Raw genomic sequence first — 15,732 nt, forward strand, 5'->3', positions numbered from 1 at the left:
CATTATATTTGATATCAGTCCCCCCCGAATCAACAGGAACGGAGGATAAATCCCGCCTCCTGAATCGGCCGGGGGGACTGGGAGAAATTGGCAGACTTCTTTTTGCCATGACAATGTTTTGTGTGCTGATTCTCTTCTTTTATGCGAAAGATCTGATTGAGCTGTTATTTTCCGCTGATTATTCGCCTGCGGGGGGATTACATCCTTCTCATTGCAATTGGATATGTGTTCATCTTTATCCAGCAGTTTGTTGCCTATGTAAATGTTTCATTCTATGAAAAATCTACGAGACCATTTGTTCTCATTACCGTGAGCAGTTTATTGGCATTTCCTCTTTTCAGTCATGTAATGATTCTGTCTTTTGGATTTCTGGGAGCTTATCTGGCCTTTATTATCGTGCTGGTTCTCTACTGTCTTGCATCAATTTACGTATCGCAGGACATCGAACCTCTCCGTGTCCTCTTCCACAAACTGGGGGGGTATCTGATGATTTCATTTGCGGTAGTGTTTCTTGTGCTGTTTATGGGTCATTTTTCCGTATTTCCGGGGGGGATCGTTCTGTCATCATTGCTGTATGCAGGTTTAATGTTTGCAACCGGGTATCTGGATGTCTCCCTTGTTCGGGATTTCATTGGCAGAAAAGAATGAATGGAGATCCGGTTCTCTGAAGGATTGAAAAAATCGCATTGGACCCGGGTTGAAGAAATCGATTTAACAGATTAATGTGTCCGGCACTTGCGTCGGGCATATCCTCGCGTTGACGCAGGTGAACAGGCGTACCCGGATAACTTCTGTGCACTATCGTGATGGCACTATAGATATAGGTATTGTTGCCCCCCCTGAGTTCCCCCCCTGTTGTGCCGGATATCCGAAGAAACTCACAGAATATGCAGGATTTGCATATTTGTGCCGTGATATGTCGGCCAGAGTCAGCTGTGGATAGTAGAGAGACGCCCGGTAGTGATGGGACAGATAACGAAAGAGAAGTGACCGGACAGGAGCAGATGTCCGGACGGATGAAACTGATATATATTGTGTGGGATATTGTAAAACTCAGGTTACATCATGGTGATACCGCCGGAGAAAAACAGCATGGATCTCAACCCTCCCAATACCATCACTCCGCAGAAGGCTGCGAAGATTTGGGTAATTCTTACCGTAAGTATTCTTGCAATTTTTTTATTTCTACATCTCTTTCCTACTCAAAGGTTGATGCAATCAGTATCTGGATACTGACCTGCATCTCAATGATCTATTTTTCTCATAAAACCCAAAAACTGCTTGATAAAAGAGAACAGATTCTTGTGGTTTTGGCAGGAATCGGGATCTGTATATTCAGCTTTTTAAATATCCCCTTGGCCTTGGCAATCCTCCGTTTTCCATCGGTGAATTTTCCCTGCTCTTATCGGGAGTCAGTATTATAGCCTTTGGACTGCTTTCGTTTAAAACGCTGATTTTTCCGGCACTGTTTCCAATCATTGCGGTTCTGGGATTTGAATTATACGAACTGTTTATCCGGCATGAGGACTGGTTAATTGCGCCCCCCCTTATTCCCCCCCCGACAATCACCCTAACCACCGGTATCATCAGCCTGATGGGAATAGACCCTGAAGTGAATGGCAATATCATCTCGTTCTTATCCATTTCAGGTGAACAGATCAGACTTGCTGTTGTATCAGACTGTACCGGCATCTGGTCGCTGGGGGGGACATTCACCGTTGCGTCCATCATTGTGCTGTCAACATTTCCTGAGGCGATATCAAAGCGGGGGGGGCCTGCTGATACTGGTTGGATACATCGGAACCTATGCATCAAATATCGGAAGAATTGCAATCATATCACTGAGCGGATATATCTACGGGCCGGAGGGAGTGATTGAACAGGTGCATGTCCATACCGGCTGGATTTTATTTTCTCTCTGGATGGTGATATTCTGGTACTACTTCTTCACCCGTCATCTGGGATTTTCGCTGATGGGTACGAAAAAACAACATGAATAACTGCCTGCACAGAATTATGCCTTTCCCCTTTATATCCATTCACAGAGAGACTATTCATATCATTGTCGGGCCTGCCTGACAATACAAATGAAAGAAATTGGAATATACATATGAAACTCGGCGTACTTTTTTCCGGCGGCAAAGACTCAGTATATGCCACATACCTGGCGATGCAGAAAGAAGAGGTCTCCTGTCTCATTTCCCTGGTATCTGAAAATGACGAAAGTTACATGTTCCATACACCGAACATTCATCTCACATCGCTACAGGCAGAGGCAATGGGCATTCCCATACTGGAATATACCACACAAGGGATTGAGGAAGAGGAACTGGAAGACCTGAAACAGGCGATCGCCCGTGCTGTGGAACAATATGACATTGAGGGGATTGTGACGGGGGCCGTTCTCTCCGTATACCAGGCCACCCGTATTCAGAAAATTTGTGATGCCCTTGGTCTCTGGTGCTATAATCCCCCCCTCTGGCACATCGACCAGGACTGGTATATGCAGACTCTGATTGATGAGGGATTTGTTGTCATTGTCTCCGGAGTATTCTCCGCTCCCTTTGACGAAACCTGGCTGGGACGGCGTATCGACCATGAAGCGCTCCGGTTGTTGCGGCTCTATGCGGTAAAATATGGTATCACCCTCACCGGCGAGGGGGGGGAACTTGAAACCCTGGTGACGGACGCACCGTTTTCCGGAAAGATCGTGGCGCTCACATCAGAGTCGGTATATGCGAATTACAACGGCCGGTACTGCATACAGACAGCAGAGGTGAGAGATAAATGATCCTTCTCATAGATCTCTGCCACCGTCTGCATTCTCTCGGTGAGGATGAATTCGTGCGCCCGATTGCAGATATCGTAGAGGCATGCGGATATCAGTATAAAATTTGTCATTTTACCGAATGGGAGCGTGTAGCTGGGGAGAATATCGAGGCAGTGATTCTCTGCGGGACACCGCTTAAAGACAACCGGTTTACCGAAATGACCGAGTGTTTTGCCTGGATTCAGGAATCGCCCGTGCCGGTTCTGGGAATCTGTGCCGGTATGCAGGCACTCATTCTTGCGTATGGGGGCAGCATTGAAGAAAATCCTGAAATCGGCATGACTCCTGTCCGGTGCAGGGTATCGGATGACCCGGTATTCCGTGACAACGAATGGACTGCATATGAACTGCACCGGTTCGGCACTGTTCCGGGGGGGAGTGAATTTATTGTTCTCGCAGAATCGGATGCCTGTATCCAGGCAGTGCGCCATCATACCGATCCGATCTATGGGGGGGTTCAGTTTCATCCAGAAGTGCGTAACACCTGGGTAGTGGAGCGATTTTTGTCTACTCTTGTCAGCCATTGAAATATCCGTTACAGAAAGAAGAAAATACCGTATGCATAAATAATCTGCCAATAGAGGAACCTGTACAAATGAGAGGGTGTAATACCGGGGGGGGAGAAAAACCTACCAGACGTGGGAGACCCCGTAAAAGAAGATTTTTGAGTGCTGATTCCCAGTACCGCTGTTTTCAGCCATGCTGCCATCCCGATACCGAGGGAAGGGTGAATGTAGTTGAACCTGAAGAGCTTGAGGCCCTTCGGCTGGTTGATTTGCTGGATTATGATCAGGAAGTTGCGGCCGGACATATGGGCGTTTCCCGGAAAACCCTCTGGCGTGATCTTCATGAAGGCCGCAGAAAGGTTGTTGAAGCCCTCGTTGAAGGCAAACGGCTTGAGATGGCAGGCTGTGCTGATTCAGAGACGAAAGACTGCTGCTGCAAAAACCGGGAGTGCAGCTATGCAGCAGATGCATCCCATGAACAGCAGACAGAACGGTAAATACCTGTTTTTCTGACAGGGTGGGTATCAGGCCCGTGTCAGGAATTGATCTGCATATTTTCGGCAGACCTTTCCTCCGAGCGTTGGCTTGAGTGACTCCAGCCAGAGGAAAATCCGGTCATCTGGGGGGTTCGTTTACTTTCAACACGGAAACCACCGGATTTCCGGACGACGACTTTCAGATATTCCTTTTTATTTCGGGACCGGAGGTATATGACCGGCTCAAATTCCGGAATATCCAGGGCAATAATTATTTTTGAAAAATCCTTTGTGATCTTTTCCTGATCATACGGTACTCCTTTTATGACCAGTTTTTTCCCTTTCCATATTTCCTGCGATCCGGATTCATGGAGGGCACCCAGAAGGAGTTTCTTGGCGAGAGGCGGGAGTTCATCCCTCTCATTAAACTCTTCTTTCGGTCTGCCGGCATTAATTTCCGAGAGGATCCTGTCCCTTCGGTAATCATGAATCTGTTTGTAGTCAAAGGGTCGCCGCGGCTGAAGATCGGCAACGTCAATGAGTTTTGCGTGCTTCAGTGGCTTGCGGGGAATACCTCTTGTTGCACTGCTGGTCAAAAGATGTTTCAGCGTCTCACATGACTTTGTTACAATCAGCACGCTCTCCGTTTCACGCATCAGTCTTTTTACGACAGAAGAACGGGATATGTCAACCGAGGAAAAAAGAACAAAAGGTACGGTAATCTGACCATAGAGATAACCAAGCAGTTTCTTTTTATAGTGAACCTCTTCTCTGAGTTCTTTTAGCTCCGTTCCGGATGTGACAACCTCTGCAAACCCGACTTTGCCGTCCCCCCCTCCGACAAAGAGCATGTCCACTTCAGCGATGTCCTGTCCATTGCCACGGATGTTGATATCCCCCCCCGGTTGGAGAAATACAGGCCGTTCTGGCCAAATTTTGCAGGAATCGAAGGGAAGGGGGGCATCGGCTCCTTTACGAACGATATGCTGAATATTGTTTGACCTGCGTGAGAATTCCAGCAGCATTTCGTACATCAGGGATTCATACCATCGTCCTTCCGCTGCACGCATGGTTGAAATGTCATCTGAAAACAGCTGTTTCTTTTCGATTTTTTTCAGATGCCTGATTGCCTGCCTTGCAATTACTTTATTTGGATTACAGGATCTGAAGGAATCCTTTATCCACCTGAGAGTATTCATGAGTTAACCTTTTTGCCCAGGCAATGCGGAATTCAGTATAATGATATTGATATTATTATCCGTGTTGCCTGCAGGTACTTTCAACCGGATACTATATTAGAGTGGCGAACGTTTTGTTTTTCATCACTGCCATCTCATGTAAACCAGATAACAAATTCAGAAGAAAAAATATGTTTGGTAGTATGGTTCCGGTATATCATACTCCGTCAGGGTGCCGGAATTATTTTAATATTAAAATCTGTCGTGTCAGACTCTTGTGTATCCGCTGATAAAATTTCCTGACAACCGTAAATTCCTTTTCTGCAAGCGGTTGGACATCCACATGGGTTACAATGACGCATCGCCCGCCCGGTCTGACAATTCTGCGTATCTCATGCAGTGAATCTGCGTAGAGTTGATCCATTGATGATGCCATGATACATACGGAATGCCCATAGGGAAGATCTGTTACCACTGCATCAACGGAGTTATCACCCAGAGGGAGAACCGTTGCATCTGCAAGGAAGAGATCGGTGCCCGGCAGGTTTTTGCGGCAGCCATCAATCATCATCGGATCCATATCACTTCCGATAATCTTCATGCCGCAGAGTTTCGCCTCCAGAAGCACTCCGCCAGTTCCACAGAAGGGATCGCAGATGACGTCACCCATCTTTGCCTGCGAAAGGTTCACCAGCGTGCGGGCAGTGATGGGCATCATTACGCCGGGGGGGTGAAAGAACGGCCTGCGCATGGGATTTCGGTACTGGTAACTGCCCCCCCGGTCAATATGCAGAATGACCCGCCCGAAATAACAGGTGTTGCCGGTAATAATCGCCCGGTATTCTGTCTCCGGTGCATCCAGTGAGACCGGGCCGTCGATATTCGAGCCTATCAGCCTCTCAAGGGCCAGTTGGGACAGGGTTTCAGGGGCATCCTCCATCTTGCGTACGCGTGCGGCAAATGTCTGTTCGGTGGTAAGGGAGAGTGCCTGAAGCATGGCAATGATGCTGGCTTCATCCGCATCACATCTGCCCAGATATTCCATGACCGTATGGGTCATGGCGAGTTTGCCGCAGGCGTCAGGGTCGGGACATTCAACTACAGCCACCTGTGTTGCCCGTTCTTCAATGCAGGCGAAGGTCTCTACTTCTGCAAACGGAAGTTCGGGATGTTCTCCGGAAAGTTCAAGGATACATTTCATATGCGGGTACAGATCTACTCCAGCCAGAGGGATAACTGCTTTGGAATTGGTATGGACAGGTATCGGTGACCGTTTCTGACCATGCCGTGATGGATGGACACAAAAAAGAAGGATTTGTTTCGGGTTATTTCATTTTGTCCTTGAGATCCTGGAAGAATCCCTTGGAACCCTGACCGGATTCTTTATTTCCTTCCAGTTCAAGGATTTTTTCGTAGAGTTCTTTCTCCTGTGCACCCGGATGTTTCGGTATGATAATCTTCATCCTGACGAGCAGATCTCCCGGCCTGCCGCGCCGGCGAACACCTTCTCCGGAAATCTTGAGTGCCGTATTATACTGGACACCGGCAGGCACTTTCAGATCAATCTTCCTGCCGTCGATCGTCTTAATCGTAATCGATGAACCCATCACTGCCTGGGCAGGAGTGATCTCTGCTTTGGTCTCAATATTATCCCCCCCGATTCGGGTGAATGACGAATTCGGGCTGACATGCATCTCAATATAGAGATCGCCGTTCGGAGCGCCTGCATCCCCCCCGGCTTCTCCGTAGCCTTCCATCCTCAGACGCATGCCGCTCTCAACACCCGCAGGGATATTGACCGTGATGGTCCTCTTTACCCGCGAGTGACCGCTGCCATTGCATGTTTTGCAGCGTTCTTCAGGAATCCGGCCCGACCCTCTGCACTGGGAACAGGTTGCCATACTGACAAACTGGCCGAACGGAGTATTGTTGGCGCGACGTTCCTGCCCGCTTCCGCCACATCGGGGGGGCAGGTATTCGTCTTTTTTGTTGCACTCCCCGTTCCGTCACATGCACTACAGGGTTCATTGTGCATCACATCAACGTCCCTGTCTACGCCAAAGACCGCATCCTGCAGGGTGATTTGTATGCGCATTAAGAGGTCAGAACCGGCCTGCGGACCCCCCCGCGACCCGCGTGCACCGCCGCCGAAAAAGGAATCGAAGATATCTCCGAATCCCCCCCGAAGTCTGAGTTAAATCCGCCCGGCCCGGCACCGCCACCCTGGTATGAGCCTTTTGAAGCGCTGGTGAAGGTATCATGGCCCAGCTGATCATACTGAGCCCGTTTCTGGGAGTCAGAGAGGACACTGTAGGCCTCGTTGATCTCTTTGAACTTATCCTCTGCGCCCTCTTCTTTGTTGATGTCCGGGTGATACTTCTTTGTCAGACTCCGGTATGCACGTTTCAGCTCCTTTTCATCGGCATTACGCGGAACGTTAAGGATGTCATAGTAATTTTTCCCGGACATCCTGCTCACTCTTTCTTCTCATTCTGAACTTCATAATCTGCATCGACAACCGAATCGTCATCCTGTGCAGATGTCTGAGGTTCTCCGGTCTCACCGCTTGCCTGTGCTTCAGCTGCTGCTTCCTGGTACATCCGGACGGTTACGGCATATACTGCTTCCGTGAGTGCCTCGGTTGCGGTCTTGATGGCCTCGGTCTCATCACTTTCCAGTGCGGTTTTTACCTTTTCTGCAGCCTCTTCAATGGATTTTTTCTCATCCTCGGTGATCTTATCCTCAGAATCCTTCAGGAGTTTTTCAGCGGTGAAGATAGCCGTATCCGCATTATTGCGAACTTCAATCTCTTCCCGCTTCTGTTTGTCCTCTTCCTCGTAATCCTTGGCTTTATTGACCATCTCATCAATCTCTTCATCAGAGAGATGCCGGTCACCGGAGATGGTAATGTTCTGTTCGTTTCCGCTTCCCAGATCTTTTGCCGAGACATTGATGATGCCGTTTGCATCGATATCAAAGGTCACTTCAATCTGCGGGATGCCACGGGGTGCGGGTGGAATGCCGGTCAGCTGGAATTTGCCGAGGGTGAAGTTGTCTTTGGCCAGTGCCCGTTCTCCCTGCACCACGTGAATTTCAACGCTGGTCTGATTGTCTGCTGCTGTGGTAAAGATCTGGCTCTTTCGCGTAGGGATGGTGGTATTGCGTTCAATGAGTTTGGTCGCGATGCCACCCATCGTTTCAATGGAGAGGCTGAGCGGTGTGACATCGAGAAGGACCACATCTTTTGTCTCACCGGTCAGCACACCGCCCTGAATTGCTGCACCAAGTGCCACACATTCGTCCGGTTGAGACCTTTGTCAGCATCCTTTTTCAGGATATCTTTGACCTTTTCCTGTACCATCGGCACACGGTGGATCCACCGACTAAAAGGACGTGATCAATGTCACCTGCCTTAAGACCGGCATCGTCGAGAGCCTGCCTGACCGGGCCGAGGGTCTTGTCGACCAGTGCGCCAATCAGCTGTTCAAACTTTGCACGGGTCAGGTCGATGTCGAGGAACTTCGGGCCTGATGCATCGGTGGTGATATACGGAAGGTTGACATTCGTCTTCTGGAGCGTTGAAAGCTCTTTTTTCGCATTCTCTGCTGCATCACGGAGACGCTGCGCTGCCATAGGGTCTTTGGTAAGGTCAATACCTTCCTTCTTTTTAAACTCTTCAACAAGGTATGACATGACACACTGGTCAAAGTCATCGCCGCCAAGGTGATTGTCTCCGGCTGTTGCCTGCACTTCAAAGACACCGTCACCCAAGGTCATCACCGAGACATCGAATGTACCGCCGCCAAGGTCATAGACCAGAACGGTCGCCTCTTCTTCTTTGTCAATGCCGTATGCAAGGGCACTTGCTGTCGGTTCATTGATGATACGCATGACTTCAAGACCTGCGATTTTGCCTGCGTCCTTGGTTGCCTGGCGCTGGGAATCGTTGAAGTATGCAGGGACCGTGATGACCGCTTTCGTAATCTTTTCCCCCCCGAGGTATCCTTCAGCATCGGTCTTCAGTTTCTGAAGAATCATCGCGGAAATTTCCTGCGGAGTGAATTCCTTGTCGTCGATCGTTACTTTCCGGCTCGATCCCATGTCACGTTTAATGGAGATGATCGTCCGTCCGGGGTTGGTAACTGCCTGTCTCTTTGCGACATTTCCTACAAGGCGTTCTCCCTCTTTTGAGAATGCAACAACCGAGGGTGTCGTCCGTCCTCCTTCTGCATTTGGAATGACGATGGATTTTCCGCCTTCCATGATGGACATGCATGAGTTTGTTGTACCAAGATCAATTCCGAGAATCTTTTCTGATGCCATATTTTTATGCCTCTGTTGTTTTTCCCTGTGACACTGCGACTCTTGCGCAGCGAATTACTTTTCCCTTTCTGCAGTATCCCGTTTGGATTTCATCAATGACCGTGCCTTCATTACAGTCAGAAGGCACATATGCCACTGCTTCCTGTGTTTCCGGGTTAAAGGAAAGGTTCAGACATTCGATCCTAATGATTTCATGACGATTCAGGACTGATTCAAGGAGTTTATGAATCTGTTCGACCCCTTCACGAAGGGTGTTTTCATCTGATGCCAGTGCCCGTTCGATATTGTCAGCAATAACCAGTACATCACATGCAAGTTGTTCCACAGCACGGTTTGAGCGTTCCTCAGTTTCCCGTGCGACCCGCCGCTTATAGTTTTCAAAATCAGCAGCAAGCCTCAGGTAACGTTTGTTTTGCTCATCGCACTCTCTGTAGAGTTCAACCAGACGTTCAGCGTCTGTTAGTTCAGTCTGGTCATTATCTGCCATATCAGAGGACGTGGTGCCATCCGAAGGTGCAGATGTTTCATCTTTTTTCATGTCCGGATTATCTGTCATGATCTCCTCTGCCATTTATAGCATCTTATGATCGATATACCTAATTTATGGCTAGTGGTTCTATATAATATTTTTCATTGAGTCAATATCTAATCCTTACTAATCAGGTTGAATTCAAAAAAGGGGGGGGATTTATCGTTTATTTTTAATTTTCATTGGTTTTTGTGTATTTACGGATCGTTTTGTGCTTATCTGAATGCCACGCTCTTTCATAAGTGAAACCATTTTCGGAGGCGGGCTCTTCCATCGCCACCACCCACATTTCATTGCTGCATCAGAAATATGCTCTTTTTTGGCATATCGGCCAATTATTTTCTCCCATTCTGAAATTTTCTCCGGGTGAAGTTCCCGGGTAACTTCATATTCGGATTCCAACATGGCAGGGCACATCCAGCACCCAACGCGCTCAAATCCCTGTTCATATAATGGGTTCAGCGGAAGCTCTCTCCACCAGATATACAGGAATACTTCCAGCGCCCTCCAACTCCGGATCGGGGACAGGTTCAGCTGCCCGGAATAGTAGGGATTCACTGCCACTCCGGGAAGTCCGGCCCGTGCAAACGATTCATACCAGCGGTTCCCCCTGAATCGTGGTGCACTCCCCCCCCGAGTCTCTCTCCACTGACGAACGGGTTCCAGTTTCAGGTATTCACAGCACCAACGGTCATCTTTTGTCGGGAGACCGTTCTTCCTGAGTCCTTCCTGAAAATCCGGCCCGTGAAGAATCAGCGGGATTCCAAGTGACTCAACAAATGCAGCGGTCTCCGGGAATTCCAGTCCGGTATCGACATAATAGCAGTCGGTGACACCTGCCTTCCGGGCAAGTTCACGAACAACGGTGCTGTCCTTCCCCCCCCGGAGAATGCGACATTGCATTCCGGGCGCAGGTCTTTTTCCGTTTTGATAAAGCGTATGGCGTGCCGTTCCAAGTTTTTGAGATGCGGTTTGTTGCAGCGAATCACCTGCTCTCTGTCGGGGGGGTCCGGCATCTCTATGGGGGGGCGGGGGGGCCTCCCCAGACTCTTTACCTTCACCACATTGTTTCGCAGCCACCCGGTTCCGTATCGCCCGTTTGCATGAACGATAACCGGTCCGTCAGTAACATCTGTTGTGCAGGGAACATTTTTCCCGCCCATGTGACGGTTCCCCCCCTTTTCTGCAACTTCATCCGTGATGTCGACAATGCCTTTTGACACCTCTTCAATGACAAACGGGAGGGCATCGGGAGTAAGTTCAATGGTATACTCCCGCAGAAGGGGGGGATCAAACGTCAGGCGGCTGAAGATAACACCATTGGCGATGATGGTGTCCGTGCGGTCAATGCCTCCCGATTTATTGAGCAGAAGGATTTTGGGAATGGTTTCAATACCGAATCGGTCGTTCAGGTATTTTTTGATGACATTTCTGTCATGCTCCAGTGCGGGACGTACATCGTAGGGTTTGGTGAGAGGGATCTCATATCCCGGTGTTTTGCACCCGCAGGTTGAGGCAACAAGCGGGACATTGCACTCCGGACACCAATACACACTCTCCCGAAAAGGTGGTTCCCGGACGGATTTTCTGCTACGTTCTCTCATACAGTGGTATAGTGTGTGTCGTTCTCACGCAAAAATACGTGTTACCACTGCATAGTCTGTTCATTAGGTTATTATGATCTCACGCTGATAGTATGCGCATGAAGACTGCACTTCTCTCTGTGTGGGACAAGACAGGAATTGTTGAACTGGCCCGTTTCCTGTCCGAATCCAACATTGCAATCCTAAGTTCCGGAGGTACCAGAAAGGTTCTCGCGGAAGCAGGCATTCCGTTTACAGAAGTCTCTGAATATACCGGTTCTCCTGAGATGATGGACGGAAGAGTAAAGACTCTGCATCCAAAGATTCACGGCGGCCTTCTTGGCCGGAGGGGGGGAATAGACGAACAGGTGATGACTGAACAGGATATTGGGCCTATTGATCTTCTGGTAGTCAACCTCTACCCCCCCTTTGAAGAGATGGCAAAAAAAGACCTGTCTCTGCCTGAACTGATTGAATTCATCGATATTGGTGGTCCTGCAATGATCCGGTCTGCCGCCAAGAATTTCCGTGATGTTGCAGTAATTATTGATCCGTCGGATTACTCCACGGTAATGGAAGAGATGAAAGACGGCGGCCTTTCAGAAGAAGACCGTCTGCATCTTGCACGCAAAGTCTTTGCACGGACGGCATCCTACGATGCGGCCATATCCAATTATCTCTACGGTATTGATTGCGAATTCCCTGAGATGTATTCATTCCAGCTGAAAAACGGCCGCGAACTCCGCTACGGTGAGAATCCACACCAGAAGGCGGCAGTATATGGCGACAGCGGCATTGCGGGACAGACACCGCTTCAGGGCAAACAGATGTCGTATAACAATTATCTTGATGCAGATGCTGCAACCGGTCTTCTGCATGAATTTGATAAACCGGCAGCAGTGATTGTCAAACATAACAATCCCTGTGGTGTGGCAACGGGGGATGCACTCCTCTCTGCATATCTCAGTGCCCGTGATGTAGACCCTTCCTCTGCATACGGATCGGTTGTCGCATTAAACCGTATCGTTGAGGATGATGTCGCAGAAGAGCTTGCGTCAACGTTTGTCGAGGTTGTCATTGCGCCGGGATATACGGATTCCGCCCGGAACATTATGGCAAGAAAGGAGAACATGCGTGTCATGATTCTTCCGGAAAAAGAGACAGCACCTGCGGTGCGCACCATCAACGGAGGAGCCCTGATTCAGGTGTCTCCGGAATCAATAACTGACAACTGGCGTGTGGTGAGCGAACGGGAACCAACCGCTACCGAATATGATGCAATGCGGATGGCACTCAAGGTTTGTCAGCACACAAAAAGCAATACGATTATCTTTGCAAACCCCACCGCCACCGTCGGCATCGGGGGGGCAGGCCAGATGAGCCGTGTTGATGCGGCAAAGATTGCGGTGGATAAGGCATTGTCCTCCCTTGAAGGCACATCCGTTGCATCCGATGCATTCCTGCCCTTCCCTGATACGCTGGAAGAAGCCGCCAAGCCGGTGCAACAGCACTGATTCAGCCGGGCGGTTCCATCCGTGATCAGGAAGTAATTGATGCGGCAAACCGCCTGAATGTCGCGATGGTCTTTACCGGTATCCGTCATTTCAGACATTAATCCCCCCCTTTTTCCCGCGGGCAAAGGATTATATCATTTCCGGTCGCTGATCATGTACGGTGAATTACCTATGAGTGATTGCTTTATTTGTCCATAAACCACGTTTTTTAGACACCACCCTGAGGGATGGTGAACAGACACCGGGTGTTACGCTTACTCCTGACCAGAAACTGGAGGTTGCCTGTGCCCTGTCTGATATTGGAATCGATGTTATCGAAGCTGGTTCTGCCGCTGCGTCAGAGGGAGAGCTTACGGCAATCGGATTGATTTCTGATGCCGGGCTGGGTACAGAATGCTGCACCTATGTGCGGGCACTGCCCTATGATATTGATCTTGCCGCAGACGCAGGTGCCGATTCTGTGCACCTTGTTGTTCCGGCAAGTGATCTGCATATTGTAGAGAAGATGCGAAAAACCCGTGATGAGGTATATGCGATGGCCATGTCGGCTGTCGAGTATGCAAAGGAACGGGGACTTATCGTTGAACTTTCCGGTGAGGATGCGTCCCGTGCCGATCAGGCGTTTCTCTCCCATATCTTTACTGACGGTGTCGCCCATGGTGCCGACCGGCTCTGTTTCTGCGATACCGTGGGTATTCTGACACCGGAACGGACGGCAGAGTTCATACCCCCGCTTACCCGTATTGCACCGGTCAGTATCCACTGCCATAACGACCTTGGGTTTGCACTCCCGAATACCATCGCCGCACTGAAATCGGGTGCCTCATGTGCGCATGTGACCGTGAACGGTCTCGGTGAACGTGCGGGCAATACTCCCTTTGAAGAGGTGGTGATGTCGCTGGAAGTGCTATACGGAGTGGATACCGGCATTCATACCGAACGGATATACCCCCCCCTCTCAACACTGGTGGCACGCCTGACCGGCATTGATCTTCCGGCGAACAAGGCCATCGTGGGGGGGTCCATGGCATTTACCCATGAAAGTGGTATTCACGCTCACGGGGTGCTCAGGAATGCACGAACCTATGAACCAGTGCCGCCCGAGATGGTCGGCAGAACCCGGAGGATTGTTCTCGGGAAGCATTCCGGGAAAGCATCCGTTGAGGCGTCGCTGAATGAGCTGGGGGGGTATACGGTCACCGCTGAACAACTCTCCGCCATTCTTTCGAGAGTAAAAACGCTGGGAGAGGAAGGCAAGCGGGTCACCGATGCTGACCTGATGGCGATTGCAGATACGGTGCTGCAGCTGGTATGTACTCCTGCACTCAGTCTGCGCCAGTTTACGGTGGTCTCCGGAAACAAGTCAACTCCGACGCGTCGGTGACAATGGCCGTGAACGGGGCGGAAACAACCAGCGCTGCCACCGGAAACGGGCCGGTTGACGCGGCGATTCGTGCTCTGCAGGATTCGGTCTCCGATGTTGCGATATCAGCCTTGAGGATTATCATGTGGATGCCATCACTGGTGGTGCGGATGCACTGGTAGATGTAACGGTTAAATTAAGGAAGGACGGAAAAATAATAACATCCCGCGGCGCGCGAACTGACATTATCACCGCGAGTGTTGAAGCAGTCATTGCCGGGATGAACAGACTACTGAGGGAAGATACATGAAAAACGGGGCTAAAATACTGATTGAGAGCCTGGTGCACGAAGGGGGGGTGGATACCATTTTTGGATACCCCGGCGGCACCGTTCTGCCGATATATGATGAATTATATGACTCTTCACTCCGGCATATCCTTGTTCGCCACGAACAGGCAGCGGTGCACGCCGCAGATGGATATGCACGGGCAAGCGGCAGAGTGGGGGTGTGCCTCGCCACCTCCGGGCCCGGAGCCTGTAACCTCGTGACGGGTATTGCCACCGCTACATGGATTCGGTCCCGCTCGTGGCAATTACCGGGCAGGTTCCGACCACCCTTCTGGGAAATGATGCATTTCAGGAATCAGACATCACCGGGATTACGCTTCCCATCACCAAGCACAGTTATCTCGTGAATAATGCGGGTGAACTGGGGAAGATTGTGCATGAAGCCTTCTACATCGCCGGTAGCGGACGCATGGGGCCGGTCTTAATCGATATTCCCAAGGATGTGCAGACCGACGTTGTCGCGGAACCTGAAACCGTCCCGGAGAAGGTTTCGATACGGGGGGGTATCAGCCGACCGTGCGGGGACACCCGAGACAGATTGCAAAGGCCGCCAGCATGATTGCCGGTGCTGCCCGTCCGGTCATCTATGCAGGCGGCGGGGGGGTGATTGCATCCGGTGGTGATGCAGAACTCATGCAGCTCGCAGAGACCCTGATGATCCCGGTCACCACCACCCTGATGGGGGGGCTTGGTGCGATACCGTCCCGTCACCCCCCTGAACCTGGGAATGCTGGGGGGGATGCATGGAACCGAGAGCGCCAACTATGCCATCACCGAATGTGACCTCCTCATCGCCATTGGTGCACGGTTTGATGACCGGGTGACTGGAAAACTCGAGTCGTTTGCCCCCAATGCACAGGTGATTCATATCGACATTGACCTGCTGAGATTGGGAAAAATAAGGCTGTGGACCTTCCGATTGTGGGAGATGTCTGGTATGTCCTTAAAGAGATCAACGAAAAGCTGACGGAACATAGGGTTCAGGGACCGTGGAATGGTCGACTTGCTGAATGGAAGAAAACAGAGCGGGCAACTGCGGATACCGACATTCTGACCCCCCGCAGTATGTCGTCCAGACACT

Annotated in this window: 12 protein-coding genes and 5 pseudogenes; 10 read left to right on the plus strand and 7 right to left on the minus strand. The window is 50.3% G+C overall.

What is annotated here, in order from left to right; all coding sequences use genetic code 11:
- Positions 1-156: 156 nt before the first annotated feature.
- A complete protein-coding gene (locus JCM10550_RS09870) occupies positions 157-648 on the plus strand; it encodes a hypothetical protein (RefSeq protein ID WP_062398830.1) in 492 nt (163 codons plus the stop codon).
- A gap of 687 nt (positions 649-1,335) precedes the next feature.
- Here JCM10550_RS09870 and JCM10550_RS19690 read toward each other — a convergent pair.
- A complete protein-coding gene (locus JCM10550_RS19690; RefSeq protein WP_218185179.1) occupies positions 1,336-1,716 on the minus strand; it encodes a hypothetical protein in 381 nt (126 codons plus the stop codon).
- 2 nt (positions 1,717-1,718) lie between these two features.
- On the opposite strand from JCM10550_RS19690, the gene JCM10550_RS17215 reads away from it, so the two are divergent.
- The 4 genes from JCM10550_RS17215 to JCM10550_RS09895 all read left to right on the plus strand — a co-directional run bounded on the left by JCM10550_RS17215 (position 1,719) and on the right by JCM10550_RS09895 (position 3,833).
- Positions 1,719-2,000 carry an archaeosortase/exosortase family protein gene (locus JCM10550_RS17215; protein ID WP_172673843.1) on the plus strand — a complete coding sequence of 94 codons (282 nt, stop codon included), beginning with the start codon at positions 1,719-1,721 and terminating at the stop codon, positions 1,998-2,000.
- A gap of 110 nt (positions 2,001-2,110) precedes the next feature.
- Positions 2,111-2,791: a diphthine--ammonia ligase gene (locus JCM10550_RS09885; RefSeq protein ID WP_062398904.1), complete on the plus strand. Its 681-nt coding sequence runs from the start codon at positions 2,111-2,113 to the stop codon at positions 2,789-2,791.
- Positions 2,788-3,357: a type 1 glutamine amidotransferase gene (locus tag JCM10550_RS09890; RefSeq protein WP_062398836.1), complete on the plus strand. Its 570-nt coding sequence runs from the start codon at positions 2,788-2,790 to the stop codon at positions 3,355-3,357. The genes JCM10550_RS09885 and JCM10550_RS09890 overlap by 4 nt, the downstream gene beginning before the upstream one ends.
- Positions 3,358-3,425: 68 nt before the next feature.
- Complete coding sequence (locus JCM10550_RS09895; RefSeq protein ID WP_062398906.1) at positions 3,426-3,833, plus strand: DUF134 domain-containing protein; 408 nt, start codon at positions 3,426-3,428, stop codon at positions 3,831-3,833.
- 38 nt (positions 3,834-3,871) lie between these two features.
- Here JCM10550_RS09895 and JCM10550_RS09900 read toward each other — a convergent pair whose 3' ends face one another.
- From JCM10550_RS09900 to JCM10550_RS22795, 6 genes and pseudogenes are all read right to left on the minus strand, one after another.
- A complete protein-coding gene (locus JCM10550_RS09900) occupies positions 3,872-4,882 on the minus strand; it encodes a hypothetical protein (protein WP_245618995.1) in 1,011 nt (336 codons plus the stop codon).
- Between the two features lie 349 nt (positions 4,883-5,231).
- Complete coding sequence (locus JCM10550_RS09905) at positions 5,232-6,191, minus strand: methyltransferase domain-containing protein (protein ID WP_062398838.1); 960 nt, start codon at positions 6,189-6,191, stop codon at positions 5,232-5,234.
- A gap of 124 nt (positions 6,192-6,315) precedes the next feature.
- Positions 6,316-7,459, minus strand: a pseudogene (dnaJ, locus tag JCM10550_RS22790) (molecular chaperone DnaJ).
- A 5-nt stretch (positions 7,460-7,464) separates the two neighbouring features.
- Positions 7,465-9,313, minus strand: a pseudogene (gene dnaK / locus JCM10550_RS09915) (molecular chaperone DnaK).
- A gap of 4 nt (positions 9,314-9,317) precedes the next feature.
- Positions 9,318-9,869, minus strand: coding sequence for a nucleotide exchange factor GrpE (locus JCM10550_RS09920; RefSeq protein WP_245618997.1), 552 nt, complete (start codon positions 9,867-9,869; stop codon positions 9,318-9,320).
- A 132-nt stretch (positions 9,870-10,001) separates the two neighbouring features.
- Positions 10,002-10,745 (minus strand): phosphoadenosine phosphosulfate reductase family protein, encoded by a 744-nt coding sequence (locus tag JCM10550_RS22795; RefSeq protein WP_245618998.1) that lies wholly within the window; start codon positions 10,743-10,745, stop codon positions 10,002-10,004.
- A 799-nt stretch (positions 10,746-11,544) separates the two neighbouring features.
- Here JCM10550_RS22795 and purH point away from each other — a divergent pair.
- From purH to JCM10550_RS24975, 5 genes and pseudogenes are all read left to right on the plus strand, one after another.
- Positions 11,545-13,040: pseudogene (purH, locus tag JCM10550_RS09935) on the plus strand (bifunctional phosphoribosylaminoimidazolecarboxamide formyltransferase/IMP cyclohydrolase).
- A gap of 74 nt (positions 13,041-13,114) precedes the next feature.
- Positions 13,115-14,625 (plus strand): annotated as a pseudogene (locus JCM10550_RS09940) (2-isopropylmalate synthase).
- Positions 14,609-15,210 (plus strand): annotated as a pseudogene (locus JCM10550_RS22800) (thiamine pyrophosphate-binding protein). The pseudogenes JCM10550_RS09940 and JCM10550_RS22800 overlap by 17 nt, the downstream one beginning before the upstream one ends.
- The gene (locus JCM10550_RS24970; protein WP_281175359.1) at positions 15,168-15,434 is read left to right on the plus strand and encodes a hypothetical protein; all 267 of its coding nucleotides are present in this window, start codon (positions 15,168-15,170) and stop codon (positions 15,432-15,434) included. Before JCM10550_RS22800 ends, JCM10550_RS24970 begins: the two are co-directional and overlap by 43 nt.
- A complete protein-coding gene (locus JCM10550_RS24975) occupies positions 15,391-15,618 on the plus strand; it encodes a hypothetical protein (RefSeq protein ID WP_281175360.1) in 228 nt (75 codons plus the stop codon). The genes JCM10550_RS24970 and JCM10550_RS24975 overlap by 44 nt, the downstream gene beginning before the upstream one ends.
- Positions 15,619-15,732: the final 114 nt, after the last annotated feature.

The organism is Methanogenium cariaci JCM 10550 (genome assembly GCF_001315945.1).
Classification (GTDB): domain Archaea; phylum Halobacteriota; class Methanomicrobia; order Methanomicrobiales; family Methanomicrobiaceae; genus Methanogenium; species Methanogenium cariaci.

Coding starts and splice junctions, on each gene's coding strand:
- JCM10550_RS09920 (WP_245618997.1), bottom strand. CDS start 9,869: ATGACAGATAATCCGGACATGAAAAAAGATGAAACATCTGCACCTTCG.
- JCM10550_RS09885 (WP_062398904.1), top strand. CDS start 2,111: ATGAAACTCGGCGTACTTTTTTCCGGCGGCAAAGACTCAGTATATGCC.
- JCM10550_RS09890 (WP_062398836.1), top strand. CDS start 2,788: ATGATCCTTCTCATAGATCTCTGCCACCGTCTGCATTCTCTCGGTGAG.
- JCM10550_RS24975 (WP_281175360.1), top strand. CDS start 15,391: ATGCATGGAACCGAGAGCGCCAACTATGCCATCACCGAATGTGACCTC.
- JCM10550_RS09900 (WP_245618995.1), bottom strand. CDS start 4,882: ATGCGTGCAGCGGAAGGACGATGGTATGAATCCCTGATGTACGAAATG.
- JCM10550_RS09905 (WP_062398838.1), bottom strand. CDS start 6,191: ATGAAATGTATCCTTGAACTTTCCGGAGAACATCCCGAACTTCCGTTT.
- JCM10550_RS09895 (WP_062398906.1), top strand. CDS start 3,426: ATGAGAGGGTGTAATACCGGGGGGGGAGAAAAACCTACCAGACGTGGG.
- JCM10550_RS22795 (WP_245618998.1), bottom strand. CDS start 10,745: ATGCAATGTCGCATTCTCCGGGGGGGGAAGGACAGCACCGTTGTTCGT.